The organism is Cohnella pontilimi, from assembly GCF_005049045.1.
In the GTDB taxonomy this organism is placed as follows: domain Bacteria; phylum Bacillota; class Bacilli; order Paenibacillales; family Paenibacillaceae; genus Cohnella; species Cohnella pontilimi.
This window is the reverse complement of sequence record NZ_SUPK01000006.1, coordinates 329,507-355,540: the sequence shown is the minus strand read 5'-3', so window position 1 is coordinate 355,540 and position 26,034 is coordinate 329,507. Positions and strand designations below refer to the sequence as shown.

General features: G+C 54.0%; 19 protein-coding genes. 16 read left to right on the top strand and 3 right to left on the bottom strand.

Annotated elements, in window-relative coordinates; genetic code table 11:
• Positions 1–15 precede the first annotated feature (15 nt).
• From E5161_RS14270 to E5161_RS14230, 9 genes are read left to right on the top strand one after another with little or no spacing between them, the layout of a single operon-like run.
• On the top strand, positions 16–942 hold the full coding sequence (locus E5161_RS14270; RefSeq protein WP_136778479.1) for an ABC transporter permease: 927 nt from the start codon (positions 16–18) through the stop codon (positions 940–942).
• 6 nt (positions 943–948) lie between these two features.
• Positions 949–1,746, top strand: coding sequence for an ABC transporter permease (locus tag E5161_RS14265; RefSeq protein ID WP_211246739.1), 798 nt, complete (start codon positions 949–951; stop codon positions 1,744–1,746).
• Positions 1,747–1,748: 2 nt separating this feature from the next.
• On the top strand, positions 1,749–2,822 hold the full coding sequence (locus E5161_RS14260; RefSeq protein ID WP_136778478.1) for an ABC transporter ATP-binding protein: 1,074 nt from the start codon (positions 1,749–1,751) through the stop codon (positions 2,820–2,822).
• 21 nt (positions 2,823–2,843) lie between these two features.
• On the top strand, positions 2,844–4,265 hold the full coding sequence (locus E5161_RS14255; protein ID WP_136778477.1) for an aldehyde dehydrogenase family protein: 1,422 nt from the start codon (positions 2,844–2,846) through the stop codon (positions 4,263–4,265).
• Positions 4,266–4,291: 26 nt separating this feature from the next.
• Positions 4,292–5,767: an aldehyde dehydrogenase family protein gene (locus tag E5161_RS14250; protein WP_136778476.1), complete on the top strand. Its 1,476-nt coding sequence runs from the start codon at positions 4,292–4,294 to the stop codon at positions 5,765–5,767.
• A 10-nt stretch (positions 5,768–5,777) separates the two neighbouring features.
• Complete coding sequence (gene rpoN / locus E5161_RS14245; protein WP_136778475.1) at positions 5,778–7,103, top strand: RNA polymerase factor sigma-54; 1,326 nt, start codon at positions 5,778–5,780, stop codon at positions 7,101–7,103.
• Positions 7,104–7,137: 34 nt separating this feature from the next.
• Positions 7,138–8,613, top strand: coding sequence for a gamma-aminobutyraldehyde dehydrogenase (locus tag E5161_RS14240; RefSeq protein WP_136778474.1), 1,476 nt, complete (start codon positions 7,138–7,140; stop codon positions 8,611–8,613).
• Positions 8,614–8,628: 15 nt separating this feature from the next.
• On the top strand, positions 8,629–10,092 hold the full coding sequence (locus tag E5161_RS14235) for a CoA-acylating methylmalonate-semialdehyde dehydrogenase (protein ID WP_136778473.1): 1,464 nt from the start codon (positions 8,629–8,631) through the stop codon (positions 10,090–10,092).
• 43 nt (positions 10,093–10,135) lie between these two features.
• The gene (locus E5161_RS14230; protein WP_136778472.1) at positions 10,136–11,488 is read left to right on the top strand and encodes an aspartate aminotransferase family protein; all 1,353 of its coding nucleotides are present in this window, start codon (positions 10,136–10,138) and stop codon (positions 11,486–11,488) included.
• A gap of 66 nt (positions 11,489–11,554) precedes the next feature.
• On the opposite strand, the gene E5161_RS14225 is transcribed toward E5161_RS14230, so the two are convergent.
• A complete protein-coding gene (locus E5161_RS14225) occupies positions 11,555–11,965 on the bottom strand; it encodes a DUF554 family protein (RefSeq protein WP_136778471.1) in 411 nt (136 codons plus the stop codon).
• Positions 11,966–12,253: 288 nt separating this feature from the next.
• Here E5161_RS14225 and E5161_RS14220 point away from each other — a divergent pair, with 288 nt between their 5' ends.
• Positions 12,254–16,003, top strand: coding sequence for a discoidin domain-containing protein (locus E5161_RS14220; protein ID WP_136778470.1), 3,750 nt, complete (start codon positions 12,254–12,256; stop codon positions 16,001–16,003).
• A 62-nt stretch (positions 16,004–16,065) separates the two neighbouring features.
• Here the strand turns inward: E5161_RS14220 and E5161_RS14215 are convergent, their stop codons facing one another.
• The gene (locus tag E5161_RS14215; RefSeq protein WP_136778469.1) at positions 16,066–17,688 is read right to left on the bottom strand and encodes a response regulator; all 1,623 of its coding nucleotides are present in this window, start codon (positions 17,686–17,688) and stop codon (positions 16,066–16,068) included.
• Positions 17,689–18,166: 478 nt separating this feature from the next.
• Entirely contained in the window at positions 18,167–18,457 is a 291-nt protein-coding gene (locus E5161_RS14210) for a hypothetical protein (protein ID WP_136778530.1), read from the bottom strand.
• A gap of 230 nt (positions 18,458–18,687) precedes the next feature.
• Between E5161_RS14210 and E5161_RS14205 the strand changes: the two genes are divergently transcribed.
• From E5161_RS14205 to E5161_RS14185, 6 genes are all read left to right on the top strand, one after another.
• Positions 18,688–18,888, top strand: a complete 201-nt coding sequence (locus E5161_RS14205; protein ID WP_136778468.1) for a cold-shock protein — start codon at positions 18,688–18,690, stop codon at positions 18,886–18,888.
• Between the two features lie 64 nt (positions 18,889–18,952).
• Entirely contained in the window at positions 18,953–19,183 is a 231-nt protein-coding gene (locus E5161_RS14200) for a cold-shock protein (protein WP_136778467.1), read from the top strand.
• 227 nt (positions 19,184–19,410) lie between these two features.
• Positions 19,411–19,557 carry a hypothetical protein gene (locus E5161_RS20825; protein ID WP_169306697.1) on the top strand — a complete coding sequence of 49 codons (147 nt, stop codon included), beginning with the start codon at positions 19,411–19,413 and terminating at the stop codon, positions 19,555–19,557.
• Positions 19,558–19,769: 212 nt separating this feature from the next.
• Positions 19,770–23,243 carry a BadF/BadG/BcrA/BcrD ATPase family protein gene (locus tag E5161_RS14195; protein WP_136778466.1) on the top strand — a complete coding sequence of 1,158 codons (3,474 nt, stop codon included), beginning with the start codon at positions 19,770–19,772 and terminating at the stop codon, positions 23,241–23,243.
• 38 nt (positions 23,244–23,281) lie between these two features.
• Positions 23,282–24,916 carry a 2-hydroxyglutaryl-CoA dehydratase gene (locus E5161_RS14190; RefSeq protein WP_425456532.1) on the top strand — a complete coding sequence of 545 codons (1,635 nt, stop codon included), beginning with the start codon at positions 23,282–23,284 and terminating at the stop codon, positions 24,914–24,916.
• Positions 24,917–25,062: 146 nt separating this feature from the next.
• Positions 25,063–25,968 (top strand): phosphotransferase family protein, encoded by a 906-nt coding sequence (locus tag E5161_RS14185; protein ID WP_136778464.1) that lies wholly within the window; start codon positions 25,063–25,065, stop codon positions 25,966–25,968.
• Positions 25,969–26,034 lie beyond the last annotated feature (66 nt).

The following is a 26,034-nucleotide window of genomic DNA, read 5'->3' as shown; positions in this document are numbered from 1 at the left end:
CTGAGGAGGGGAAACATGCAAGATGAAGCAGCATTGGCCATAAACAAGAACGAACGACCCACGGCGCGCCGGCAGCGGGCGTGGAATCCCCGCCTGCTGATCCTGCTCATCCCTCCCATCATCTGGCTGTCCATATTTTTGTTCGCACCGTATGCCGTTCTTTTCATCAACAGCTTCTGGAAAGTGGATTTCGGTTCGATCGTGCATGAATTCACGTGGGGCAATTATACGAAATTTTTTACGAACTCACTCTATTACGGCACCTTCCTCAAAACGCTGAAAATCGCCGCCTGGGTTACGGTATTCAGCATTTTGCTCAGCTATCCGCTGGCCTACTTCATCAACTTTAAAATCAAAAAAAACAAGCAGCTGTTCTATACGCTGGTCATCATTCCGCTGTGGGTCAGTTACTTGGTTCGCGCCTATGCGTGGAAAATCGTATTGGGGCAGGACGGGATCCTGAACAATGTGCTGCTGGCTGTCGGCCTGATCGATCACCCGATGGAAATTTTCCTCTACAGCCAATATGCCGTCGTGCTCGCCTTGACCCATATTTATACGCCTTGGGTGCTCATGTCCATCTATACGTCTCTTGAGCACATTCCCCGGGATGTGCTCGAAGCTTCGAAGGATCTCGGAGCCGGAAGGTTCCGGACGTTCTTCCGTGTGGTGTTACCGCTCAGTCTTCCGGGATTGATCGCGGGCGCCACGTTCGCCTTCGTGCTGACGATGGGCGACTTTCTGGCGCCGCAGCTGCTCGGCGGAACGAGCAGCATGATGGTGTCCAACGTCGTCTACAGCCTGTTCGGCGTCGCCAACAATTGGCCTCTCGGTTCGACCATCGGCATTTTGACGTTGTTCGTGGTTCTCGGCATTTTGCAGTTGACCCACCGTCTGGAGCATAGAACGACGAGCTTCGAAGCCGGAACGAGGGGGAGGTAGGCTGCCGTGGACAAAAGGTTCAAATTCGATTGGCTTCACGCGGGGCTTTCGACGTCGGCGGTTCTGGTGTTCGCGTTTATTTACCTGCCGATGATTGTCGTCGTTTTTTATTCGTTCAGTGAGAACGCCGTGAATTCGTTTCCGATCCGGGAATGGTCGACAAAATGGTACGGCGTCATGATGCGCGATACGGCCTTGCTGGACTCGTTAAAGAACAGTCTGATCGTCGCGGTGGCCGGCACCTTAATCGGCTTGCTGCTTGGCATTCCGGCGGCGTTCGCGGTTGACAGGTTTCATTTTCCCGGCAAGGCGTTGTTCGAACGGATCGTTCTGCTGCCCATGATTTTGCCGGGCATCATTACCGGCGTCTCCATGATGAGCGTATTCGTACTGGCGGGCGTGAAGCTATCGCTAATCACCATTTTGCTCGGTCACGGCACGTTCCTCATCGCGGTCGTCATGACCCAGGTGTACGCACGGTTGAAACGGTTCAACCGTTCGATCGAGGAAGCGTCGATGGATTTGGGAGCTACCCGGATGAAGACATTCTTTCGGATCACGCTGCCCAACATCCGTACCGCGATCATCGGAGCCTCGCTGCTTTCTTTTACGCTGTCCCTTGATGAGATTGCCGTCAGTTACTTCCTTACGGGAAGGGATCTCACGCTGCCGGTGCAAATCTGGGCCATGCTGCGCAGAGGGATTACGCCGGAAGTGAATGCGATTTCGACGATGATCTTCGTGTTTTCCGTCGTGATGATCGTCATCGTGACCAGATTAACGAGCGAGAAATCGGAGGCTTGAGGATGAACCCGATTGTGGAATTGGTACAGGTGGAGAAAAGGTTCGGCTCGGAGACGGTCGTCAAGGGCATCGATCTGGCCGTGAGAAAGGGCGAGTTTCTCACCATTCTCGGTCCGAGCGGATGCGGCAAAACGACGACGCTGCGCATGATTGCCGGGTTCGAAAGACCGACCGGCGGGGAAATATTGCTGGAAGGCCGGAATGTGGTCGACGTTCCGCCGTACAAGCGGGATGTGAACACGGTATTTCAAAGCTATGCTTTATTCCCCCACATGACGGTATATGACAATATCGCTTACGGTTTAAAAATGAAGGGAGTGCCTATGGCGCAGCGAGCGGATCGGGTCAAGGAAGTGCTGCGGATGGTGCAGCTCGAGCCGATGGCCGGACGCAAGCCGATGCAGCTGAGCGGCGGCCAGCAGCAGAGGGTGGCGGTCGCCCGCGCGCTGATCAACAACCCGAAAGTGCTGCTGCTCGACGAACCGCTTGGCGCGCTGGACCTGAAGCTGCGCAAACAGATGCAGATCGAGTTGAAACATTTGCAGCAGAGACTGGGCATCACGTTCATTTACATTACGCACGATCAGGAAGAAGCGCTGACGATGTCCGACCGGATCGCGGTCATGAACCAAGGGCGGATCGAACAAGTGGCTACACCAGAGGAGATCTACCATTACCCGCAGTCGAAATATGTGGCGGACTTCATTGGAGAGACGAATTTGCTGGACGTGCAGATCGTCTCCCGCACCGATTCCGGCATCGTGCTTGATTACGCGGGCCGCAAGCTGGTCGGAAAGCTGGGGCGCAACCAGACGCCGACGGACAAGATGACGTTGTCGGTGCGGCCGGAACGGATCCGGATGGCCAAAGAGGAAGAAGCGGATTGGCCTTTCGCACTGCCCGGCAAGGTAGAGGAAGTGATTTTCGTCGGTTCGTTCGTCCGCACAATCGTGCGGCTGACGGACGGAACCCAGCTGCACGCCATGGCGCCGAGCCAAGGGAAAGCGGCTTTTACCGCCGGCGAGCAAGTGTGGCTGGGATGGGAAGAAGCAGACGGCATCGTCATCGGCGCGTAGTTCCATCTAGGAGGGATAGGCATGAAAAAGAAGCTGTTTATCGGAGGAGAATGGCTCGAAGCGGATACCTATTTCACTTTAAAGTCCCCCTATAACGGGGAAGCGATCGCGGAAATCCCAATGGCCAGCGAGCAGGAAGTGGACCGTGCCATCACGGCGGCTTATGAAGCCCGGGAGACAATGGCCCGCATGCCCGCCCACAAGCGGTGGGCGATCTTAGATTCGCTGTCGAGGCTGCTCGAGCAAAGAGCGGACGAAGCGGCCCGCATCATCGCGACCGAAGCGGCGAAGCCGATCAAGACGGCGCGCGCCGAGGTGGACCGCACCGTGCAGACTTATCGGTTCGCTGCGGAAGAAGCCAAACGCATCCACGGGGAGACGCTTCCCTTAGACGCCGCGCCGGGCGGCGAAGGGCGGGTGGCTTATACGGTCCGGGAGCCGCTTGGCGTCGTGGGCGCCATTACCCCGTTTAACTTCCCGATGAACCTGGTCGCCCACAAAGTCGGGCCGGCGATCGCTTCCGGCAACACCTTGGTGTTGAAGCCGGCGTCTCAAACGCCGCTCTCTGCCTATTTCATAGCCGAACTGCTGGAGCAAGCGGGACTTCCTGCAGGTGCCTTGAACGTGGTGACGGGAAGCGGATCGAAGGTCGGCGATAAAATCGTTCAAGATGAGAGAGTCAAGGTCATCACCTTCACCGGCAGTCCGCCGGTCGGAATCGGCATTCGCAATCGCGCCGGACTGAAAAGGGTGACCTTGGAGCTGGGTTCCAACTCCGCGGTGATCGTGGACAAAGGAGTGCCGGTGTCCAAAATCGTTCCCCGCTGTGTAACGGGCGCCTTCTCGTTCCAGGGCCAGGTGTGTATTTCGCTGCAACGGATTTATGTGCATGAGCAAGTGTACGACGATTTCGTCACCGAATTTGTGAAGGTGACCGGCGGCATGAAGAGCGGCGATCCGCTCGACCCGGACACCGATATCACGGCGATGATATCGCCCGGTGATGTGAGCCGGTCTCTGGAATGGATCGAAGAGGCGGTGGACCATGGCGCTAAGGTGGCCTGCGGCGGCAAGGCGGAAGGGAATGTGCTGGAGCCGACGGTGCTGCTGGGTGTAGAAGCAGTCTCCAAAGTGTCTTGCCAGGAAGCGTTCGCCCCCATCGTGCTGATTAATAAAATCCGCGATCTGCAGGAAGGAATCCGGCTGGTCAACGAATCCCGGTTCGGGCTGCAGGCCGGTATTTACACCGAAAACATCCACAACGCTCTCGAAGCCGCGGAGAAGCTGCATGTCGGCGGGGTCATCGTCAACGATATCCCGACTTTCCGGGTCGACCATATGCCGTATGGCGGCGTGAAAGAGAGCGGGTTCGGCCGCGAAGGCGTGAAATACGCGATCGAAGAAATGACTGAATTGAAGCTGGTCGTGTTCAATCGAAATTGATTCTCCATAAGGAGGGCTGTCGACACATGAATGATACGCTCAAAATGTTCATCAACGGAGAATGGACGGAAGCGGAGTCCGGGAATACGCGCGAGGTGCTGAACCCGGCGACCGGCAAAACGATCGCCGTCGTCGCAGAAGGAGACGAGCGGGACGCCAAGCGGGCGATTGCGGCGGCGAAAAAGGCGTTTTACGAAAACGGCTGGTGGGACACGAAACCGCACGAACGCGCCAGATTACTGTATGCCGTCGCGGATCACATGGAAGCGATGGCGGAAGAGCTTGCTGAAGCGGATACGCGCAATAACGGAAAACCGCTTCGGGAAGCCCGGTTCGACGTAAGCGACGCGGTGGGGTGTTTTCGTTACTATGCCGGACTCGCCAACAAGCCTCACGGCCAAACCTACGAAGTCGCCGATCCGATGCAGGCGATGGTCGTGCGCGAGCCGATCGGCGTCTGCGGCCAAATTGTTCCCTGGAACTATCCGCTGCTCATGGCTGCGTGGAAATTGGCTCCGGCCCTGGCCGCGGGGAACACGGCGGTGTTCAAGCCGTCCGAAATCACTCCTCTGTCGGCCATCAAGCTGTTCGACATTTTCGAGCAAGCGGGTTTCCCGGCCGGCGTCGTGAACCTGGTCCTCGGAGCGGGTCCTGCGGTCGGACACGAGCTGGCCGCCAATGACGACGTCGATAAGATCGCCTTTACGGGCGGAACGAAGACCGGACGCAGCATTATGCAAGCGGCGACCGGCAATCTGAAGAAAATATCGCTCGAGCTGGGAGGTAAATCTCCGAACATCGTATTTGCCGATGCCGACTTCGAAACCGCGGTCGATTACGCGCTGTTCGGCATATTCGCGAATCAAGGACAGGTTTGCTCGGCGGGATCCCGGCTTCTTCTGGAAGAAAGCATTCATGACCGCTTCGTGGAGCGGTTAGCCGAGCGTGCGGCCAAAATCAAAGTAGGCGACGGCATGAAGCCGGAGACGGAGATGGGTCCCCTCATCTCGCGGCAGCATATGCAGAAGGTGCTGGACTACATACAAATCGGGCTGGATGAAGGGGCCACGCTGTTGTGCGGCGGTAATCAAATGACCGAAGGCGATTTGGCCAACGGGAATTTCGTCGCCCCTACCGTCTTTATCGATACGAGGCCGGATATGCGGATCGTCCAGGAAGAAATTTTCGGGCCGGTACTTGTCGTGCAGAAATTTAAGGATGAGGCGGACGCGATTCGGCTCGCCAACGATTCGGTCTATGGATTGGCAGGAGCCGTGTTCACAGGCGACGGCGCCAAAGCTCAGCGGGTCATCCGCAAGCTGCGCGCCGGGATTACCTGGATCAACTGCTATCACCCGACCTATAACGAAGCGCCGTGGGGCGGTTACAAACAAAGCGGCATCGGCCGCGAGCTCGGCACTTTCGGATTCGACGAATACACCGAGGTCAAGCAGATCAATGTGAACCTGAACGTGGAGCCGACGGGATGGTTTGCCGGGTGAGGTGATGACGATGCGTCCAAGCTTGTCCATCTCTCAACAGCTCAAGCTCAACGTGAAGTTGATGTTAAAGCCTGAGCTCCAGCAATCGCTCCATATGCTCCAATTGTCCGGATACGAATTGATCCGTTTTTTGAACGAACAGGCGGACCGAAATCCGGTATTGGATTTGGAGCTGCCCCAGCTCTCCGGCGGACGTGAGAGAAGAAAGGGTTTTTCGCTGCAAGCTTCCCGAGGGAATTCAGATCCGTTCTGGAGCGCCCGGGCATTCGAAGACACTCTGGAACAAGACCTGCTCAGCCAACTGCGGATCGCCGGTATGCCGGAGGGGTTGTATCGGATTGCGGCATTTCTGGCCGGAAATTTGGATGAATCGGGGTATTTGGCGGTTTCAAGTGCGGAAGCCGCTCTGCTTCTCGGCGAGCCGGAAGAGAAGGTGCTTGAAGCGCTGCGCTGTATCCAGTCCATGGAGCCGGCCGGTATCGGGGCAAGGAATCTCCAAGAATGCCTTCAGCTGCAAATCGAGCGGGATCCGTCGGCGGAAGCGCGTGCGTATGAAGCGGTCCAACATTGCCTGTCCCTTATCGCCAGGGGAAAGTGGGAGCAAATCGCCCGGCAAATCGGCGTGTCCGCAGAGGAAGCGAAACGGATCTCGGCCTATATACGGGGGCTGAACCCGAGACCTTGTGCGGCGCTCGGTGGAGAGGTACCCGGGTATGTCGTTCCCGACGCGTATCTCACTCTGGAAGACGGCAAACCGGTAGTCCGGCTGAATCCATCCTCGGTGCCGAAAATCTCGATCAACCCCTTGTACTCAGGGATGGTGTTTAGCGGTGCGAGCGCCGATACCGTCACTTACCTCAAGGATCAGGTGAAATCGGCCATGTCCCTTGTACACGCGCTGCGGCAGCGGCAAGTCACCTTGTTTCGCGTCATCGCCGCGATATTCGAAGTGCAGGATTCGTACCTGACGCACGGAGAGAAAGCGCTCAAGCCGCTGACATTGATAGCCGTTGCCGACAAACTGCAAATCCACGAATCGACCGTGAGCCGGGCGGTTCAGCACAAGTTCGTCCGGACGCCGTACGGACTTCGCGAGCTTAAGTTCTTTTTCTCTTCCGGCCTGAGCACCGATTCGGGAGAGTACGCTTCTGCCACCCAAATCAAGATCCGGATCAAGGAGCTCATTGCCCAGGAAAATAAAAACCGTCCGCTGTCGGACCAGAACATCGCCGGCTTGCTGTCACGTGAAGGATTCTGCATTTCCAGAAGAACGGTGGCCAAGTACCGGGAAGAGCTCAACTTCCTGTCCTCGGCGCTTCGCAAAAGCATTCTATAACCCAAATTCAAAGGCATGGGGAGTGATGGAACAAATGCCAGCAACCTATCACAGCTACATCGACGGGCAGTGGGTGAATACGCCGGAGACGTTCGAGGTGAGGAACCCTGCTACAGGGGAAACGGTAGGCAGTGTGGATTTGTGCGGAACGGACCATATCGGGCAAGCCGTTGCCGCGGCCAAACGGGCGTATCCCGAGTGGGTTGCGCTGGGTCCGGCAGGACGTTCGGAGCTGCTGCTCCGCTGGTCGGAAATTTTGAAAGAGCGGGCCGCCGAATTTGCGGAGCTCGAAACCGCGCAGACCGGCAAGCCGATTATCATGACGGAAACGTTCGACATTCCTTTTTCCATCGATAATTTACGGTTTTTCGGAGCAGCGGCCCGAATCGTTCCCGGTATGGCAACTGTGGAGTATGTCCCCGGGCATCAAAGCTCGATCCGCAGGGAGCCGCTCGGTGTCGTCGGTCTTATCTCACCTTGGAACTACCCGATGAATATGGCGGTATGGAAGCTCGGACCCGCGCTCGCCGCCGGTAATACCGCGGTCATCAAGCCGGCCAGCCTGACGCCGCTCACCACCATCGAGATGGCAAGAGCCGCGCATGAAGCCGGTATTCCCGCTGGCGTCCTCAATGTGGTGACAGGTCCGGGAAGCTCCGTAGGCGAAGCGCTTGTAAAACATCCGGACGTGCGCATGATCTCGCTCACCGGCGATACGCTGACCGGCAAAAAGATTATGGCGCAAGCTGCTTCTACGGTAAAGAAGCTTCACTTGGAGCTGGGCGGCAAAGCGCCGTTCGTCGTATTCGCCGACGCGGATCTGGAGGCGGCCGTTCAAGGCGCCGCGATGGGCGGGTTCATCAACTCCGGCCAAGATTGTACCGCTGCCACGAGGGTGTATGTTGAAGAATCGATTTACCATGAATTCTTGGCAAGGTTGGCGCAGCGTGTTCGACGGATCCGTGTAGGTCTGCCGACGGATCGGGACACGGAGATGGGATCGCTGATCTCGTGGGAGCATCGCGACCGCGTAGAAGGTTTCGTGAAGCGCGCGGTGGAGGCCGGAGCCAAGGTCGCCGCCGGCGGGCGGCGTCCGGACGATCCCCGGCTTGCGGAAGGAGCCTATTATATGCCCACCGTGGTTTATGAAGCGGCGCAAGACTCGGAGATTGTGATGGAAGAAATTTTCGGTCCCGTCCTCGTGGTGCTGCCTTTCCGTGACGAGGCGCATGCCCTGGAACTCGCGAACGATACGATTTATGGTTTGGCCGCATCGGTCTGGACCCGGGACGTATTCAAGGCGAACCGGATGTCCGCCGGAATCCAGGCCGGCACGGTATGGGTGAACGACCATATCACGATCGTGTCGGAAATGCCGCATGGAGGGTTCAAACAAAGCGGGTTCGGCAAGGACATGTCGGTGTATGCGCTGGAAGATTACACGCAAATCAAGCATGTCATGGCGGATGTCACGGGACGGGTATATAAAGATTGGCATTACATGAAGTAGGGGGAGGGATGCCGAATGCAAGAGGCGGCAACGGAAGTGATCCGCATCCGGAATTTCATCGGCGGCCGATGGACGGACGCTGAGGTTTCACGTTACGATGATGTGCCGAATCCGGCCACGGGCCAAACGATTGCCCAAGTCCCCATATCCACGAGACAGAACCTCGACCGGGCGGTTGAAGCGGCGCATCAAGCTTTCGCAGAGTGGAAAAGAACGCCGGTCCCCCGCCGGGCACGCATTCTGTTCCGCTATCAGCAGCTGCTTGTCGAGCATTGGGAGGAACTGGCCCGGATCGTCACGACGGAGAACGGAAAAAGTTACTCGGAAGCGTACGGGGAAGTGCAGCGAGGCATCGAGTGCGTGGAATTCGCCGCGGGCGTTCCCACTCTGATGATGGGCAGCCAATTGCCGGACATCGCGACAGGCGTTGAATCCGGGATGTACCGCTATCCGCTGGGCGTTATCGGCGGTATTACGCCATTCAATTTTCCGATGATGGTCCCTTGCTGGATGTTTCCGCTTGCCATCGCGTGTGGCAACACCTTCGTTCTAAAGCCTTCCGAACGCACACCGTTGCTGGCCAATCGGCTGGCTGAGCTGTTCGCAGAAGCGGGATTGCCGGACGGCGTGCTGAACGTCGTACACGGCGCGCACGATGTCGTGAACGGGCTGCTCGAAAACCGGAAGGTGAAGGCGATCTCCTTCGTCGGCTCCCAGCCGGTGGCGGAATATATTTACAAAACCGCGGCTGCGAACGGGAAAAGGGTTCAGGCGCTCGCAGGCGCCAAAAACCACACCATCGTGATGCCGGACGCGGACTTGGATAACGCTGTGTCCAACATTATCGGCGCCGCATTCGGCTCCGCAGGCGAACGGTGTATGGCCTGCTCCGTCGTCGTAGCCGTTGGCGAGGTTGCCGAGCCGCTGATCGAACGGCTGGTGAAAGCAGCGGACGAACTCAAGATCGGCAACGGACTGGAGGATGGCGTGTTTCTGGGCCCCGTCATCCGGGAACAAAACAAAACCCGGACGCTCGGATATATCGAACATGGTGAAATCGAGGGCGCGGTACTCGTCAGAGACGGCCGAAATGACGACGCAGTATGGCGCGATGGCTATTTCCTCGGTCCGACCATCTTCGACCATGTCAAGCCCGGCATGAAAATATGGACGGATGAAATTTTTGCGCCGGTGTTGTCTGTCGTGCGGGCTGCCGATTTGACGGAAGCGATTGAAATCACCAACCGTTCCGAGTTCGCGAACGGAGCCTGTCTGTTCACGGACAGCGCCAAAGCAGTGAGGCAGTTCCGGGAAGAGATCGACGCGGGCATGCTGGGGATTAATTTGGGTGTTCCCGCTCCCATGGCGTTTTTCCCATTTTCGGGCCATAAAAAGTCGTTCTACGGCGATCTTCATGCCAACGGGCGGGACGGTGTGGAGTTTTATACACGCAAGAAAATGGTAACCGCACGCTACTAGCGGGAAGTGAAGCCATTCTCCGCGAAGAAAGGGGCTGAAGAACATGTCGTTGAACCACGGAACGATGGATCTTGTGTCCAAAGACCGGCAGTTTTTGTGGCATGCGTTCTCGCCGTATAAGGATCAGGCGCCTCCGATGGTCGTCGTCGAAGGCAAAGGCTCATGGATCACCGATTTGAACGGAAAAAAATATCTCGACGCGATGTCGGGCCTTTGGTGCGTCAATGTGGGCTACGGAAGAGAAGAGCTCGCCAAAGCGGCCTATGATCAATTGGTGACGATGCCCTACTACCCCTTGACGCAAAGTCACGTTCCCGCCATCCGTCTCGCAGAGAAGTTGAATGAGTGGCTGGGCGGAGAGTACGTCATCTTCTTTTCGAACAGCGGTTCGGATGCCAATGAGGTCGCCTTCAAAATCGCCCGACAATATCACCAGCAGAACGGGGAACACAGCCGCTATAAATTCATCTCACGATATCGGGCTTATCACGGAAGCTCCATGGGCGCGCTGGCGGCAACCGGACAGGCGCAGCGGAAATATAAGTATGAACCGCTGAGCGGAGGGTTCCTGCACGTCGCACCGCCGGACAGCTACCGCCGTCCCGAAGGGATGACGGAGGAAGAGTTCAACCTGCAATGCGCGAGAGCCATCGAACAGACGATCATTTGGGAAGGCCGGGAAACGATCGCCGGGGTCATTATGGAGCCGGTCATCACGGGCGGCGGAGTCATCGTTCCGCATCCTGTGTACTTGGAAGAAGTGCGTAGAATATGCAGCAAGCATAACGTACTGCTTATTATCGATGAGGTGATCTGTGGATTCGGGCGTTCCGGACAAAAATTCGGCCATCTCAACTTCGGGATCAAACCCGATATCGTCACGATGGCCAAAGGGATGACCAGCGGGTATTTGCCGCTTTCCGCCACGGCGGTCCGCAAAGAAATCTTCGAAGTTTTTAAAGAGAAAGCCGATTATAGTCATTTCCGTCACGTGAATACGTTCGGAGGAACGCCGGCCTCGTGCGCCTTGGCGCTGAAGAACCTGGAGATCGTCGAACGAGAAAACCTTGTAGAGCGTGCCAAGGTGCTCGGTGAACGAATGGCGAGGGAAATGGGAGAATTGATCGATCATCCGCTGGTTGGCGATATCCGGTCATTCGGCTTCCTGATGGGCGTCGAGCTGGTGGAAGACCAACAAACGAAGCAGCCGCTTCCGGTCGCCCAAGTCGGCAAAATCATCGCCGCCTGCAAGGAACGCGGACTTATCATCGGCAAGAACGGCGACACGGTAGCCGGATTCAACAACGTGCTCACCTTCTCCCCGCCGCTTTCGTCCACGGACGAAGATTTGGATTTTATCATTCAGACGTTCAAGGATGTTATGAAAAGCCAGTAGAATGCAAACGAAACAAAAAAGGCGATCTATTCGCGGGAACGCGGCAGGTCGCCTTTTGGTTTTCTTCTAAAACGAAAATAACCCGCCCAGGTTCGCGCCGCTCTCCAGCGAACCGAGGATGGCCATTGCCCCGACACAATACACAAGCGTCGCCGTCACGAAGCCCTCCGCAATGTTACGTGTACCGCTCTCTTTGCCGGCCCCGCCAACCCTTTGCTCGAGCCAGCCTCCGAACTGCTGCAGTCGATATTCTACCTTCAGCAGCTCGCCCGAGACGCCTCCCAGCACCAAACTGATAATGAGAATCAGGAAATTTTCGGTCTTGATGGCCATCGTGATCCCGAGAATGACGATCGCCATTCCCAATCCTTGCATGACCGTCTTGTGAATCCGATCGGGAATACTCGGAAAAATTCTCCCCAAAATACTGCCTGCTATAATAGCGACTGCGTTAACGATGGTTCCCCATAGTGCCATGGTTGCGATTCCTCTCTACAAATAGACCTGACAAGAAGAAATCATAGCATGAAGCGGGCTGAAACACGAGAACGTTCCACAGGCGGCGATCACTCCGCTTTGTACAATAAAAAAGATCATTCTACAAGCTTGGCTTTCCTCAAGTAAAAATATTTCCCTCTCAATCTTTCCATAAGTTTAGAAATGTAGATTCGTACAATAGGATGCTAAAAAGCACAGCTCAAACAGCCCCAGGCTTCTATCTATAATAAGAATAGAAAATCTAACAACTTTACTGGAGGCGGAGGTATGGTGAAAAAATTCGTAACGATCACATCACTGATTGCCCTTACGTTGAGTTTGTTTTCGATTCAACCGGACGTTTCCCACGCGGCACCGATTACTGACGCGAACAGCAGCATTTTCGGACCGAATGTATATGTGTTCGATCCTTCCATGCCGGCGTCGGATATTCAGAATGCGGCCGATACTATCTTCGCGGCTCAGGAGAAAAGTGAATTCGGCAGCGGCCGTTATGCGCTGTTGTTCAAACCGGGAACCTACAACGCAAACGTAAGAGTAGGTTTTTACACCCAAGTAGCCGGATTAGGCAGGAACCCCGATGACGTTACGATTAACGGCGGCGTCAATGCGGATGCCAAATGGGACAATGGCAATGCGACGAGGAATTTTTGGCGCTCGGTCGAAAATTTAGCCGTGAATCCGCTGGATCTGACCAAAACTCCCGCAGTGCCGAAGGATGCGCAGTGGGCGGTTTCTCAGGCGGCCCCGATGCGGCGCGTGCATATTAAAGGAAACCTGCTCTTGTTCGATTTTGATGCCAACTGGAACGCAGGCTGGGCGAGCGGCGGTTATATAGCCGATTCGGTGGTCGACGGCAAAATCACTCCCGCTTCGCAGCAGCAGTTTTTGTCCCGGAACAATCAATACGGGCAATGGACGAACGGTGTTTGGAATATGGTGTTTGTCGGCGATGCCAACCCGCCTGCCGGAACCTTCCCGAAAGAACCGTACACCGTAGTGGACAAGACCCCCGTGATTAAGGAAAAGCCTTATCTCTATGTCAACGGCAGCGGCGACTTTGAGGTTTTTGTTCCTTCGCTTCAAACGGACAAGAAGAACGTAAGCTGGGCAGGCGGCTCTACGCCGGGGACGTCCTTGCCGATCAGTACGTTTTATGTAGCGAAGCCGGACGTTTCCAGTGCGGCAGACATTAATGCGGCATTGGGTCAAGGCAAAAATGTGATTTTTACGCCGGGCTACTACCACTTGGACGATACCATCCGCGTGACTAAACCGGATACAGTCGTGATGGGCCTCGGTTATGCGTCGCTCGTACCGGAGCAGGGCAAACCGGCCATGACGGTGGCGGATGTAGACGGCGTAAACATCTCTTCACTGCTCTTTCTGGCCGGGCAGCAGAAATCTTCCACGCTGCTGGAAGTCGGAACGGCAGGAAGCTCGAAAGACCATACAGGCAATCCGATTCTACTGTCCGACCTGTTCTTTGGGGTCGGCGGAATGGTCGCAGGAACGGCGGATGTCGGGTTGCAAATTAACAGCAAAAACGTGATCGGCGACCATTTCTGGATTTGGCGCGCGGACCACGGAGCCGGGGCAAGCTGGAATACCAACGTCAGTAAAAACGGGCTCGTCGTGGACGGGGACGACGCCACCATTTACGGCTTGTTTAATGAGCATCACGAGGAATATCAAACGGTATGGAACGGCAACGGCGGGCGGTTATATTTCTATCAATCCGAGATCCCGTATGATCCGCCTTCCCAAGGCGTCTGGATGAGCCATAATGGAACCGTAAACGGATACGCCTCCTATAAAGTGGCGGACAGCGTCACGTCACACGAAGCGTGGGGGCTCGGAGTCTATTCATTCTTCAGGGACGCGCCGGTCAAATTGGAGAGCGCCATTGAAGTTCCGAACGTGTCGGGTGTGAAAATTCACCATGCCACCACGATCTGGCTCAGCGGCAAGGATGGGAGCGAAATCACACATGTCATCAATGGCGCAGGTGGCAGGGTTTATGCCAATTCGCCTTCTGACGCTATGCGGCAAACGATTTCGGAATATGTCGGAGGAGACACGCAGGCGCCGAGCGTCCCTGGGGGACTTCAGGCAATCGCGGTTTCGGACAAACGGGTCGATCTATCCTGGACGGCGTCGAATGACAACGTGGGTGTGGAAAGCTACGATATTTACCGTAACGGAACGAAGGTTGGATCAACGTTTGTCACTTCGTACAGCGATACGGGGCTGAAAGCCAATACGACTTACAGCTACACGGTTGCGGCGAGAGATTCTGCCGGCAATCAGTCGGCGCAGAGCGATCCGGCGGCTGCCACAACACTGAAAGAGTATATATCCTACAACCAGATCGGCTGGACGGCGTCGGCTTCGGACGGCAGCAATCCCGGCAATATGCTGGACGGCAACATGTCGACCAAGTGGACGACGGGTAAGCCCATGGTTCCAGGCCAATATTTCACGGTGGACATGAAGAGTGCCAAGCGGTTCTCCAGAGTGGTCTTGAGACTGAATCAAGGCGACAATGATTATGCCCGCGGCTACGAAGTGTATGTTTCGAACGATGGAACGGATTGGGGCAATCCGATTGCCAGCGGGGCAGGCACCAGTTCCGTCATCACAGTAGATTTGGCCAATCCGCAGACGGCCCGATATATTAAAGTGGTACAAACGGGAAGGGCTTCGGCTTGGTGGGCGGTCAGCGAATTCGGGGTTTATACCGATACGGAGAAATCGTTAGACCGGAACGGCTGGACAGCCGTCACAAATCCGAATACAAACAATACATCCGTATTGTTTGACGGCAGTATGTCCACACGGTGGAGCTCGGGCACGAGCATGGTGCCGGGACAATCGATCACCATTGACATGCAGAAAGTGCAAATCTTCAACAAAATCGTGATGGATTCAACCGGCAGCAACAACGACTATGCCCGGAGCTACAAAATTTACGTCTCGAACGATGGTCAGAGCTGGGGTGAACTCATCGTCACCGAAACGGCAACCGGTCCGTTCATTGTGTCGGACTTTGCGAACCAGACCGCCCGATATATCAAAATCGAACAGACGGGAACGAATTCGAGCTGGTGGTCGATTTACGAACTTTACGTTTACAAGGACGGTTCCACTCCCGTTCAAGTATCCAACATCGAAGTAAGCGGAGCGAACGGCGCGAATTCGATCACCACCAAAGGCGGCACGCTCCAGATGAACGCCATTGTAACGCCGGCCTATGCGGATGATGTAACGCTGACATGGGCCGTATATAATGCCGACGGCTCACCGACCGACAAGGCGACGATTACCGCGAACGGTCTTCTGGCAGCCGTGAAGAGCGGTTCAGTCAAAGTCGTGGCCACCGCCAATGACGGCTCCGGTATAACAGGATCGGCAACGATCACGATAAGCGGTCAACAACCCGTCGTCGGTATCAAAGTATCCGGCGCGAACGGCGCAACGGCGATCACATCGAAAGGCGGCACCCTGCAGATGATGGCGGAAGTGCTGCCGGCCGACGCGGACGATAAGACGGTAACGTGGTCGGTAACGAACGCCGACGGTTCGCCGACCGACAACGCGACGATCAGTGCCGACGGTTTGCTAGCCGCCTTGAACGACGGACAAGTCAAAGTCGTGGCGACTGCGAATGACGGTTCCGGTGTCTCCGGAAGCGTGCTGATCTCGATTAGCGGGCAAAATAAACCGGTCTCATCGATCAAGATAATCGCCGAAGGTGGAGCGGACAAAATCAGGACAAAAGGCGGCACCCTGCAGTTGTATGCGGAAATTTTGCCGGCCGATGCCCGGAATCTCACGGTGATCTGGTCGGTCACCGATCCCGACGGCTCGCCGACCGATAAGGCGGAGATCAGCTCCACAGGCTTGCTGCGGGCATTGAAGAACGGGGCGGTGAAGATTACGGCCACCACTGCCGACGGATCCGGCGTCAAGGGCGAGATCAAGATCGTGCTCAACGGACAGCAGGGCAAGGATTGATACGAATCATCATGAAAAACGACTATCCGCTCTCATCCTGGGGATAGTCGTTTTTTTTGCAGTTACGGCATTTGTACCTTTTTGCGGTATTGCGACGGCAGCATACCGGTCCACTTCTTGAATGTTTTCGTGAAATGCGCCTCGTCGAAGTAGCCGACCTCTTTGGCGATCGTCTTGATTTTGAGGTCTCCCGACTGCATGAGCGCTTTCGCCTTCTCAATCCGGTACTGGTGAACGTATTCCAGAAAATTGATGCCGAGCTCCCGCTTGAACAGGGTGGACAAACTTGTGCTGGACACGAATAGAGTTTTAGCGACTCTCGCCAGCGTTAATGAAGGAGAGGCATATTGCTCGGCAATAACGTCGAGCGCCTGCTGTATTTGGCGCTTGGGCTTCTTCTGCGGGTTCAGTATTTCCACCAGCGAGCGGATCACCTGGTAGACGAACACTTTCAGGTCTTCCAGCGTATCGAGCTTAGCCACCTGCTCCTGCAGGCTGACGCCGTCGTACGGAAAATCCGGCTCCTCGTGGTCCCCGACAAGCTGAAACAGTCGGTTCAGAAACGCGGTTGTCCGCAAGTTGATTCGGGTCCGGGGCAGCGAATCGGGTAAGGACGCCAGCCACTTTTTCGTTTCGCCCAGCGCTTCGGCGAACAGCCCGGCTTTCATGTGTCCGTAGGCCGACTCCTCCCATTTCCACAGCCCGGCTTCTTGCCGCACGTCCTGACCGGTCGTTTCCTTCAGATGGACCGCATCACGGTAGAAGTAAGACTGGCCGACTCCCTTGTAAAACCGCAGCTCCAGCGCTTCCAGCGCTTGTTCGTATGCGTCTGACAACTGGTTGATATCCGGCTTGTAATCACTGATCCCCGCTGTCATCGTGATTTTAAGATATTTCATCAAATTGGCACGTGCAGCATTGAGCCCGGGTACGAGTTTCGGCTCGAGCCATTCGGGGACGCCGTTCAGAATCACCACAACCGTATCCGGTTCCGTCACCAATTCCACCGGGCTGGCCAGCGTTTTCTCCAGCGTCTCCTGGGTGACGTTGGCCGCGGCAATACGCAGAAGCTCCATGTCATGCCGACTGTAGTTCAATTCTTCGAGGGTTCGGTTCGTGAAGCGGAGCGCGATGACGACGATGTAGCGGGGCAGGATGGTCATTTTCAAATTCTCCATCATGTCCGGACGGTTCTCCGTCGCCAAGGCCGGCGTATGCATCCAGTGGCGAAGCAGCTGCGATTTCACCACGGGCATGTTCGTAAGAAATTGCGGCTCCAATCCTTTCATCGCAACTGTCCGTTTCTTCTCCGCCATAATGCGCCGGGCGATCTTATCCATGACTTCTCGAATTTCTAGGGGGGAGCACGGCTTCACGAGAAAATCCGAAACACCGAGCCTCATCGCGCGCTGGGCGTAATCGAAGTCCCTGTATGCAGAGAGCATGACGCAGGCGGCCGGGTATTCCCGCAGCCGGATTTGCTCAACGAGTTGGAGGCCGTCCATCAGCGGCATCCGGATATCGGTCAGCACCAGATCGGCCGGATTTCTCTCCAGCAGCGCCAACGCGTCCAAGCCGTTCTTCGCCGAACCGCAAACGCGGATGCCGAGCGCTTCCCAATCCATCATCGAGACGAGCATTTCCCGCGAGCGGGCGTCGTCTTCCACTATGAGCAGCTGGAGCACGGGATCACCTCTAGTCTGCGGACAACATTATATCCAATTAAAAGTGAAAAGATCGTATTATCAACGCTGTGAGTTTTTAATCGGCCTTTTCCTTGATCAAGTAGTACATAAATTGCGGATGCTCGCTGATAAGCCCAGAAAGGCTGCCTAGATGCGATAGAGGATCAATGCTTTGTACTTGACTTCGTGTTCTTTGAACACCTCGATGCTTTCTAGTTCAACATTAGGATTCGAGGCACACCAATTATTGATCGCGTCCGCAATTGTGGTTTCCTTGTTTGACGGATTAATTTCCAACCATATTGCACGTGTTGTGGCTGAGTTCATTTGAGATTCACCTCCCTCGTCATTCTTCTATGCCCTGAGTTGATTTCCTCTAGACGCAACGGACTTATTTTATTCATGGTTTAACCTTTTAATCAAAAAAGACGATCACTCCCAACCCGGGCAGCAATCGTCGTTGTTTATCGTTCTATACCTATTGCCTAGCTGCATATTCCGCATTCGCTTGATCAAGCATCGATTTCCAATTTGTAAAGTTGGTCTCCCTAGCAACATGCCGATCCAAAAGTTCGTCGGGGATGTTGCTTATGTCTTCATGACTTGTTGCTTGAAAGTTTCCCTTCTCGAGAAACTCCTTGAAAGTATTGAAGGAAGAGTAACGCTTCATGAAACTTTCATTAAATAACATTTCCAAGGAGACATGTTCTTGAGCATCTTCATTTGTTCTCATGCCTTGCAATTCTTTCAGCAGTTCATCAAATGAAATCGGTTTGTTTCTTTTCTTCAGACCTACCACTCCTAAATCATTTTGTCCTTTATGATACCATAAACATTTGCGTTGTGCATTTTCTTATGATATGATACATTTCTAAACACATAAAACCTGAAATTCACATATTGAAAAGGGTTCACATTGTGCGATGGTTCCTTTTTCAATGTGTGATTTTTGTTTATACAGAAAAAACATGTTAATCAATTTTAGGAGGCATATCGATTATGCAAACAGGAACAGTAAAATGGTTTAACGCGGACAAAGGCTTTGGTTTTATTGAAGTAGAAGGCGGAAATGACGTTTTTGTGCATTTCTCGGCTATTCAAGGCGACGGTTTTAAATCGCTTGATGAGGGTCAACGTGTTCAGTTCAATGTGGCTCAAGGAAACCGTGGACCGCAAGCTGAGAATGTTGTAAAACTGTAAGCCGACGCAAACTGCCCTTAACAGCAAGTTAAGGGCAGTTTTTTCATAAAAGGAGGGATTTACCATGGCTTATCGAGGCAAACCGGTAGAAGATCTCCCCCATGAAGAAACCTTGATTTGGACTTGCAAGAATGATGACTGCAATGGTTGGATACGGGATAATTTTGCTTTTGAGAACGTGCCTATTTGCCATCGATGTCAATCCCCGATGGTCAGCAGCGTCAAGATGTTGCCGCTACTAATCAACACGAACAAAGACATGAAGTCCAAGAAACAAGGCGTTCAGATATTGTGATTGGTGCGGCTCCCTATGGGAACCGCTTTTTTTTTTACCCCACCGTCTCCCGCTTGCGGAAAAACTGAATAAATCGATTCGGCAAGTATCACATTGAGCCGAAAGTGAATAGGCTGGATAATCAATCTCGATAGGAGGCGTGCTCATGGCGTATTTTGAGTCTAGTTATCCGTTCATGTATCCAATCTACTACCCGAATGCACAACTTCATGCAGGCAGGTACCCTGTTGGGCATACTTACATCTGTCCTACCTGTGGTCAACCTGCCGATCTTCCTTCTGGTGCTCAGATCGGCGGCCAACTTGGCGCTTTCGGAGCTGGCGTCAATGCGGGCGCTCATCTTGGCGGCGGGCAAGGCGTTGGTGCTCACCTAGGCGGCAATCTTGGCGGTTATAACGGTCAAGTGGGTTTTCAGTTGGGTGGTCGTTAAGTCAAGGAGAAGAGAATCTCTCTTCTCTTTTTTTTTTACATATGTTTTACCCCTATCGGGCTTCGGAGCGTGACCTCAACCAACCCGATTTGATAATAATTGCTGATCCGGCAAAACATATTCATGGCAAGGGATGGAACGAAGGAGTTGACTGTAATGGGAAATGGCACGCAAGGTTCTGACTCTCTGATCATTGGTATCGATGTGGGTTCAACCACGGTGAAAGCCACCGTTGTGGAACCCGAAAGCAAGCAAATTCTGTGGTCGGATTATCAACGCCACCATACGAAACAGGCGGAAAAGGTCCTGGATTTGCTGGTGGCGATCGGTAACGAATTTCCCGAAATTCAACAAGAAAACATCCGCGTCTTTGCTACGGGTTCGGGCAGCGGTCCTATTGCCCCGCATATCGGAGCGAAATTTGTTCAGGAAGTGAACGCCGTTACAATGGCGGTCGAGCATCTCCACCCCGATGTCGGGAGCGTTATCGAACTAGGGGGGCAAGACGCGAAGATCATCATATTCAAGGAAAATGAGGAAACGGGCAATAAACAAGCGCTGACGTCCATGAACGACAAGTGCGCGTCGGGCACCGGAGCGACCATCGACAAATGCATGATCAAAGTGGGCATGCCCATGGAAGAAGTAGGGAAGCTTCATTTTGACGACACCAAGCTTCATCATGTGGCCGCCAAATGCGGGGTTTTTGCGGAAACGGATATCGTCAATCTGGTGAAAAGCGGCATACCGTCTCCGGAAATCATGTGCTCGCTCGCAGATGCTATCGTCATGCAGAATCTGTCCGTCCTGACCCGCGGAAATACGCTTCGGCACCGCGTATTGCTCTTGGGCGGGCCGAATACATATCTTCCTTTCCTTCAGGAATGCTGGCGCAAGCGTATCCCGCAGACCTGGAAGGACCGTGGATACGCATATCCCGAAGACAGGCCCATCGAGGAATTGATATTTGTCCCCGAGAACTCGCAGTATTATGCGGCTTTCGGCTCCGTACTGTACGGTTTGCATGAACCGGCCGGCGTCGGGATTTATTGCGGACTGGAAGGACTCAAGGATTTCATTGCCCATGGCCGAAAAGCCAAACTGGGAGAGAAGGCCGGTCCTCCTCTGGTCAGCGGCGACGATGAACTGGAACAATTCCGCCGTACCTATCGGATTCCGCGATTTACGCCGGCTTCCTTTGCACCGGGGCAGAAGGTGAGAGGCGTAATCGGTCTAGACGGCGGTTCGACTTCGTCCAAAGCCGTTTTGGTGGATGAGGAAGGCAACATTTTGCTGAAGGAATATCAGCTATCCAAAGGCAATCCCCTTGAAGACACGAAAGAAATGCTGAAGCGCATACGCGATAAGGTGCTGGACCAGGGAGCAGAGCTGGAAGTGATCGGCTTTGGTTCCACGGGTTATGCAGCGGACGTGTTGGAAAAAACGCTGAAGGCGGATGTCAATATTGTGGAGACGGTCGCGCATATGATGAGCGCCGTCCATTCGTTCGGAGATATCGATGTGATCTGCGATATCGGAGGGCAGGACATCAAAGTCCTGTTTCTGAAAAACGGGGATATCCGTAACTTCAAGCTGTCGAATCAATGCTCCGCCGGGAACGGCATGCTGCTGCAGGCGATGGCTGATCAGTTCGGCATTCCGGTTCAGGAATACGCGGACACAGCCTTCGGTGCCGGCCTAAGTCCGAAATTTTCTTATGGCTGTGCCGTATTTTTGGATGCGGACCGCGTGAATTTTCAGAAGGAAGGCTACTCCAAGGAGGAATTGTTGGCGGGCCTTGCTATGGTGCTGCCGAAAAATGTGTGGCAGTATGTCGTGCAGATTCCGCGCATGTCTGAACTGGGTCGAAAGTTCGTTTTGCAGGGAGGAACGCAATACAATTTGGCTGCGGTCAAGGCGCAGGTCAATTATATCAAACAGCGGGTCCCCGATGCCGAAGTTTACGTTCATCCTCATCCGGGCGAAGCCGGCGCGATCGGGGCGGCCATGGAAACGCTGCGCGTGGTCAAACGACGGGGGTACTCCACCTTTTTGGGACTCGACACCGCAATCGATCTGCGTTACATATCGCGGAATGATGAATCGACCCGGTGCAATTTCTGTCCGAATCACTGCAGCCGTACCTTTATCGACTCCGAGACATCGGACGGCCAAACCGCACGCTATATCTCGGGTTTCAGCTGCGAGAAGGGAACAGTGGAAGACCAGGAAGCGGTCGTCAAACTGACCAAGGAGAGGCAGGAGCTGAAAAAGCACTACCCGAACCTGGTCGAATATGAAGCACGTCGAATGTTTCAACATTTTTACGATTCCGAACCGATGCCCGAATCGAATGCACCGCTGGAACATGTCCCGTCCAAACGCGGTTGGCTTGGGTTTCGGGGAAGGCAAAAGGGTGAAGCCGCTTCGAATTTTCAACGTTCGTCCGATGAGGCGATGGAACGGCGCAGCAAGCTGCGCATCGGGATTCCCCGGGTTTTGAATATTTGGTCTACGGCGCCGTTTTGGCGCACCTATCTCGAGACTCTCGGCATGGACAAACGGAACATCGTGTTTAGCGACAACACGAGCGAAGAAATGTGGCAGGAAGGAGGGAAATACGGATCCATCGATCCGTGCTATCCCTCGAAAGTCGCTCAGGCTCATGTGCATAACTTGTTGTTCAAACACCATGAGAAAACGTCGCTTGATTACATTTTCTTCCCGTGCATCACCCATATCCCGACCCATCTTCACAACGTGATGGATTCCGCCAGTTGCCCAATCGTAGCCGGAGCTCCGAATGTGATTAAAGCCGCCTTCACCAAAGAAGTGGACTTTTTTGCCACGAAAGGGATTACCTATCTCGACCCGGCGGTGACGTTTACCGAGCCGAACCTGCTGAAGAAACAACTATATGAGTCGTTTGCGGATCATTTGCAGATCACGGAGGATGAGAGCGACTTTGCCGTAGACCAGGGATGGAGAGCGATGCGGCTGTTCGACGAGGAAATGCAGGAGAAGGGCCGCATGATCCTGGAGCAGGTGGAACAGGAAAACCGGCTCGCCATTCTGATGATCGGTCGTCCTTACCACTCCGATCCCGGCTTGAATCACAGCGTGCTGGAGGAATTTCAGGTGCTGGGTTATCCGGTTCTGTCCATGCGGTCGATCCCCAAAGACGAGGCTTGGCTGCGTCGCTTTTTTTACGAGGATTTACAAAACGGCCGGGTGCAATATGCGCTTGAGGTTACGGACGTATGGCCGGAAAATTTCAGTTCCAATAGCGTGCAGAAGGTATGGGCGGCCAAATTTGCTGCGCGTCATCCGAACGTAGCGGTGTTGGACCTGTCCAGCTTCAAATGCGGGCATGACGCGCCAACCTACGGGTTGATCGATTCGATTATCACGACCGCAGGCACTCCGTTTTCGGCGTTGCACGATATTGACGCCAATAAGCCGAGCGGTTCGATCAAAATTCGGGTGAAGACCTATGCGCACAGTCTGGGGCTTCATGAAGAACGGCTGCAGGACTTGGCACGCAAAAAAGCGGAATTGCAGCAGCGTCTGGAGCAGAAACGCGCCGAATTGCTGAACCAATCCCACAATGAGCGAGCCGGCGCCATCTAAAAACGAGAATCAGCATAAGGAGTGAAGCCGTCATGGCTATGGTGAAAAAAGAGGACAAGTCCGAGGATCGCTTATCGATTGAGGAAAAACTGCGGATTTTCCAGAAGGAGCAAGAAAAAGCGCTTGGCTTGGATCCAGAAAACAAAAATCAGTGGTTTGATCCCGTACCCCGCCAGTTTCTGGCCAAGGACAAATCCTCCACCACCATTCTGTTCGGGGGACTCACGATGGCTCACGATTATTTGGTGGAGGGAGCATTGCAGGGTCTCGGATATCGGGTCAAGCATCTGGATTGCCCCGACAATGAATCCTTGCGATACGGCAAAGAGTTCGGCAACCGCGGGCAGTGCAACCCGACATATTTCACCGTCGGCAATTTGATCAAGCATCTGAATGACCTCCACGAGGTGGAGGGCAAATCCAAAGAGGAGATCATCCGACAATACTTGTTCATCACGAGCGGTTCTTGCGGTCCGTGCCGGTTCGGCACCTATGTCACCGAATACCGGAAGGCTCTGCGGGATGCGGGATTTGACGGTTTTCGCGTCCTGCTGTTCCAGCAGACGGACGGTTTGAAGCAGGCCACCGGCGGGGAATCGGCCCTCCAATTGAACGCTTCTTTCTTTCTTAGCTTTCTGAAAGCCGTTTTGCTGGGGGATATTTTGAACGCGCTGGCTTACCGGATAAGGCCCTATGAAGTGGAAGCCGGTGCCACGGACACCGCGCTGGAACGCTGCAAACAGTATTTGTATGACGCATTAAGCGCCCGCAAACGACTCAGACAGACGCTAATCCGCTGCCGTAAGGAGCTTCAGAGCGTTCGGGTAGACCGTACCATGGTCAAGCCCAAAGTCAGCGTTATCGGCGAATTTTGGGCCATGACGACCGAAGGCGACGGCAACTATCAGCTGCAGCGGTTTCTGGAGAGTGAAGGGGCCGAGGTTGAAGTGCAGTCGGTGACGGCTTGGATCTTGTTCCTCATCTGGTCAGGTAGGTTCGATACGGTAAAGCGAATGAACCTGCGGGAGGCGGATGCCGGAAAATACGGCCTCAAAGGCAAGAACGCAGCGATGCGCCTCCGTATGCTTTGGCTGGCTGACCGCGTGCTCCGGGTCATGTTCCAGAGATACGCAAAAGCGATGGGGCTGTACCACTATCATCTGCCCAATATGGAAGAAATCGCGCGTGTCGCCCATGAGCATTATAACAACCATCTTCGCGGTGGCGAAGGTCACATGGAAGTGGGGAAACTGATTCTCAACGTGGTCAAGCGCAAAGTCAATATGACGATTTCCGTCAAGCCTTTCGGTTGCATGCCTTCTTCCGGCGTATCCGATGGAGTTCAGTCTTTGATCACGGAGAGATATCCCGACGCGATTTTTCTTCCCATCGAAACGACGGGAGATGGGGCGATCAACGTCTACAGCAGAATACAAATGATGCTGTTCAAGGCGAAGCAGGCTGCACAGAAGGAGTTTGAAGAAGCCTTAATGAAAAAAGGTTTGACGGTTACGCAGCTTCAAAAAATGGCGTCGCGTGCCAATGTCTCGAATGCATTGTACACAAGCCGTCACGTTGTTGCTTGTACGGCGGCGAATATGATTTATGGCACGCGCGAATTTTTCAACGGATTTTCTTTTCGACGCAAGGAAGGGGAAATTCAAAGGGTGTAGCAGATCCTTTCAGGCTCTGGTCATGTTGACTGGGGTCTTTTTATTTGTGCATGAATCGAGAGCGGGGACTATGTGAGAATGCATGAAGAAAAGAAGTGGAAATGGCACCAAATGGCAGTAAAATCTAAAGGTAAGGAGGTACAGAAATGAAGCCGAATGATCTTCACTATGCGACAATGATAAAGGAACAGTTTCCGGATTTAAGCATTGAATCCATTGACTCGCTTGGTGAAGGTTTCAGAAATTACGCAGTCCTCGTCAATGGGGAATGGGTATTTCGTTTCCCCAAGAGTCAACAAGGAGCCAGAGAATTAAACAAAGAAATTCAATTGCTGCCGAAGTTGGCCGGCTGTCTTGAGGTCAGCATTCCGGAGTTCGTATATATCGGAAGGCAAAGCAACGGAAGTTCCTTCGTCGGGTATCGGAAAGTCCAGGGGGAGATCCTGGGGGAAGACGGAATGGCCTGTATCCCCGATGAGTCAACCGGTCGAATCGCTCGGCAACTTGCCGATTTCATGTATGCATTGAACGCTTTTCCCGTTGAGACAGCCATACAAGCAGGAGTTCAGGTTCGAAACCTGAAAAATGAATTTCACTTGCTCAAGGAAGCGGCGGAGAAGCAGGCATTTCCGCTGCTTGAGGAGTCTTTACGGACTTATCTCACGCTGCGCTTCCAATCCTATTTGGATCATCCGGCATATACTCGATATATGCCGACACTGATTCACGGCGATTTGTCGCCTGATCATTATTTGACGGATTCAAACCAAACCGAGTTAACCGGAATTATCGATTTCGGTGATGCCGCAATAAGCGATCCCGATTACGATTATGTCTATCTTTTGGAGGATTGCGGCGAGCCGTTTACCCGGCAAGTGATGACTTATAGAGGCGTGGATGACGTGAAAGCCCGGATCAAAAAAGTGTCCTTCTTCGTAACGTTTGACCAAGTCCGTTACCTGCTGGAAGGATTAGAATCCGGGGATCAGGACTTGATTTCTGAAGGGTTGGAGATTTTGGAAGAAGATATGACCATGAATATAACGAGTTAATCTCTGCCGCCGACATTTCATTAGTATCGTTTGAGATATTATGAAATTTCGCAATCTGTAAGAAAC

What these genes read in the sequence shown, in the direction of transcription:
- E5161_RS14205 (WP_136778468.1), top strand. Translation starts at nt 18,688, where the DNA reads ATGCAAACAGGAACAGTAAAATGGTTTAACGCGGACAAAGGCTTTGGT.
- E5161_RS14235 (WP_136778473.1), top strand. Translation starts at nt 8,629, where the DNA reads ATGCAAGAGGCGGCAACGGAAGTGATCCGCATCCGGAATTTCATCGGC.
- E5161_RS14185 (WP_136778464.1), top strand. Translation starts at nt 25,063, where the DNA reads ATGAAGCCGAATGATCTTCACTATGCGACAATGATAAAGGAACAGTTT.
- E5161_RS14230 (WP_136778472.1), top strand. Translation starts at nt 10,136, where the DNA reads ATGTCGTTGAACCACGGAACGATGGATCTTGTGTCCAAAGACCGGCAG.
- E5161_RS14220 (WP_136778470.1), top strand. Translation starts at nt 12,254, where the DNA reads ATGGTGAAAAAATTCGTAACGATCACATCACTGATTGCCCTTACGTTG.
- E5161_RS14270 (WP_136778479.1), top strand. Translation starts at nt 16, where the DNA reads ATGCAAGATGAAGCAGCATTGGCCATAAACAAGAACGAACGACCCACG.
- E5161_RS14240 (WP_136778474.1), top strand. Translation starts at nt 7,138, where the DNA reads ATGCCAGCAACCTATCACAGCTACATCGACGGGCAGTGGGTGAATACG.
- E5161_RS14260 (WP_136778478.1), top strand. Translation starts at nt 1,749, where the DNA reads ATGAACCCGATTGTGGAATTGGTACAGGTGGAGAAAAGGTTCGGCTCG.
- E5161_RS14255 (WP_136778477.1), top strand. Translation starts at nt 2,844, where the DNA reads ATGAAAAAGAAGCTGTTTATCGGAGGAGAATGGCTCGAAGCGGATACC.
- E5161_RS14200 (WP_136778467.1), top strand. Translation starts at nt 18,953, where the DNA reads ATGGCTTATCGAGGCAAACCGGTAGAAGATCTCCCCCATGAAGAAACC.
- rpoN (WP_136778475.1), top strand. Translation starts at nt 5,778, where the DNA reads ATGCGTCCAAGCTTGTCCATCTCTCAACAGCTCAAGCTCAACGTGAAG.
- E5161_RS14195 (WP_136778466.1), top strand. Translation starts at nt 19,770, where the DNA reads ATGGGAAATGGCACGCAAGGTTCTGACTCTCTGATCATTGGTATCGAT.
- E5161_RS14190 (WP_425456532.1), top strand. Translation starts at nt 23,282, where the DNA reads ATGGTGAAAAAAGAGGACAAGTCCGAGGATCGCTTATCGATTGAGGAA.
- E5161_RS14250 (WP_136778476.1), top strand. Translation starts at nt 4,292, where the DNA reads ATGAATGATACGCTCAAAATGTTCATCAACGGAGAATGGACGGAAGCG.
- E5161_RS14225 (WP_136778471.1), bottom strand. Translation starts at nt 11,965, where the DNA reads ATGGCACTATGGGGAACCATCGTTAACGCAGTCGCTATTATAGCAGGC.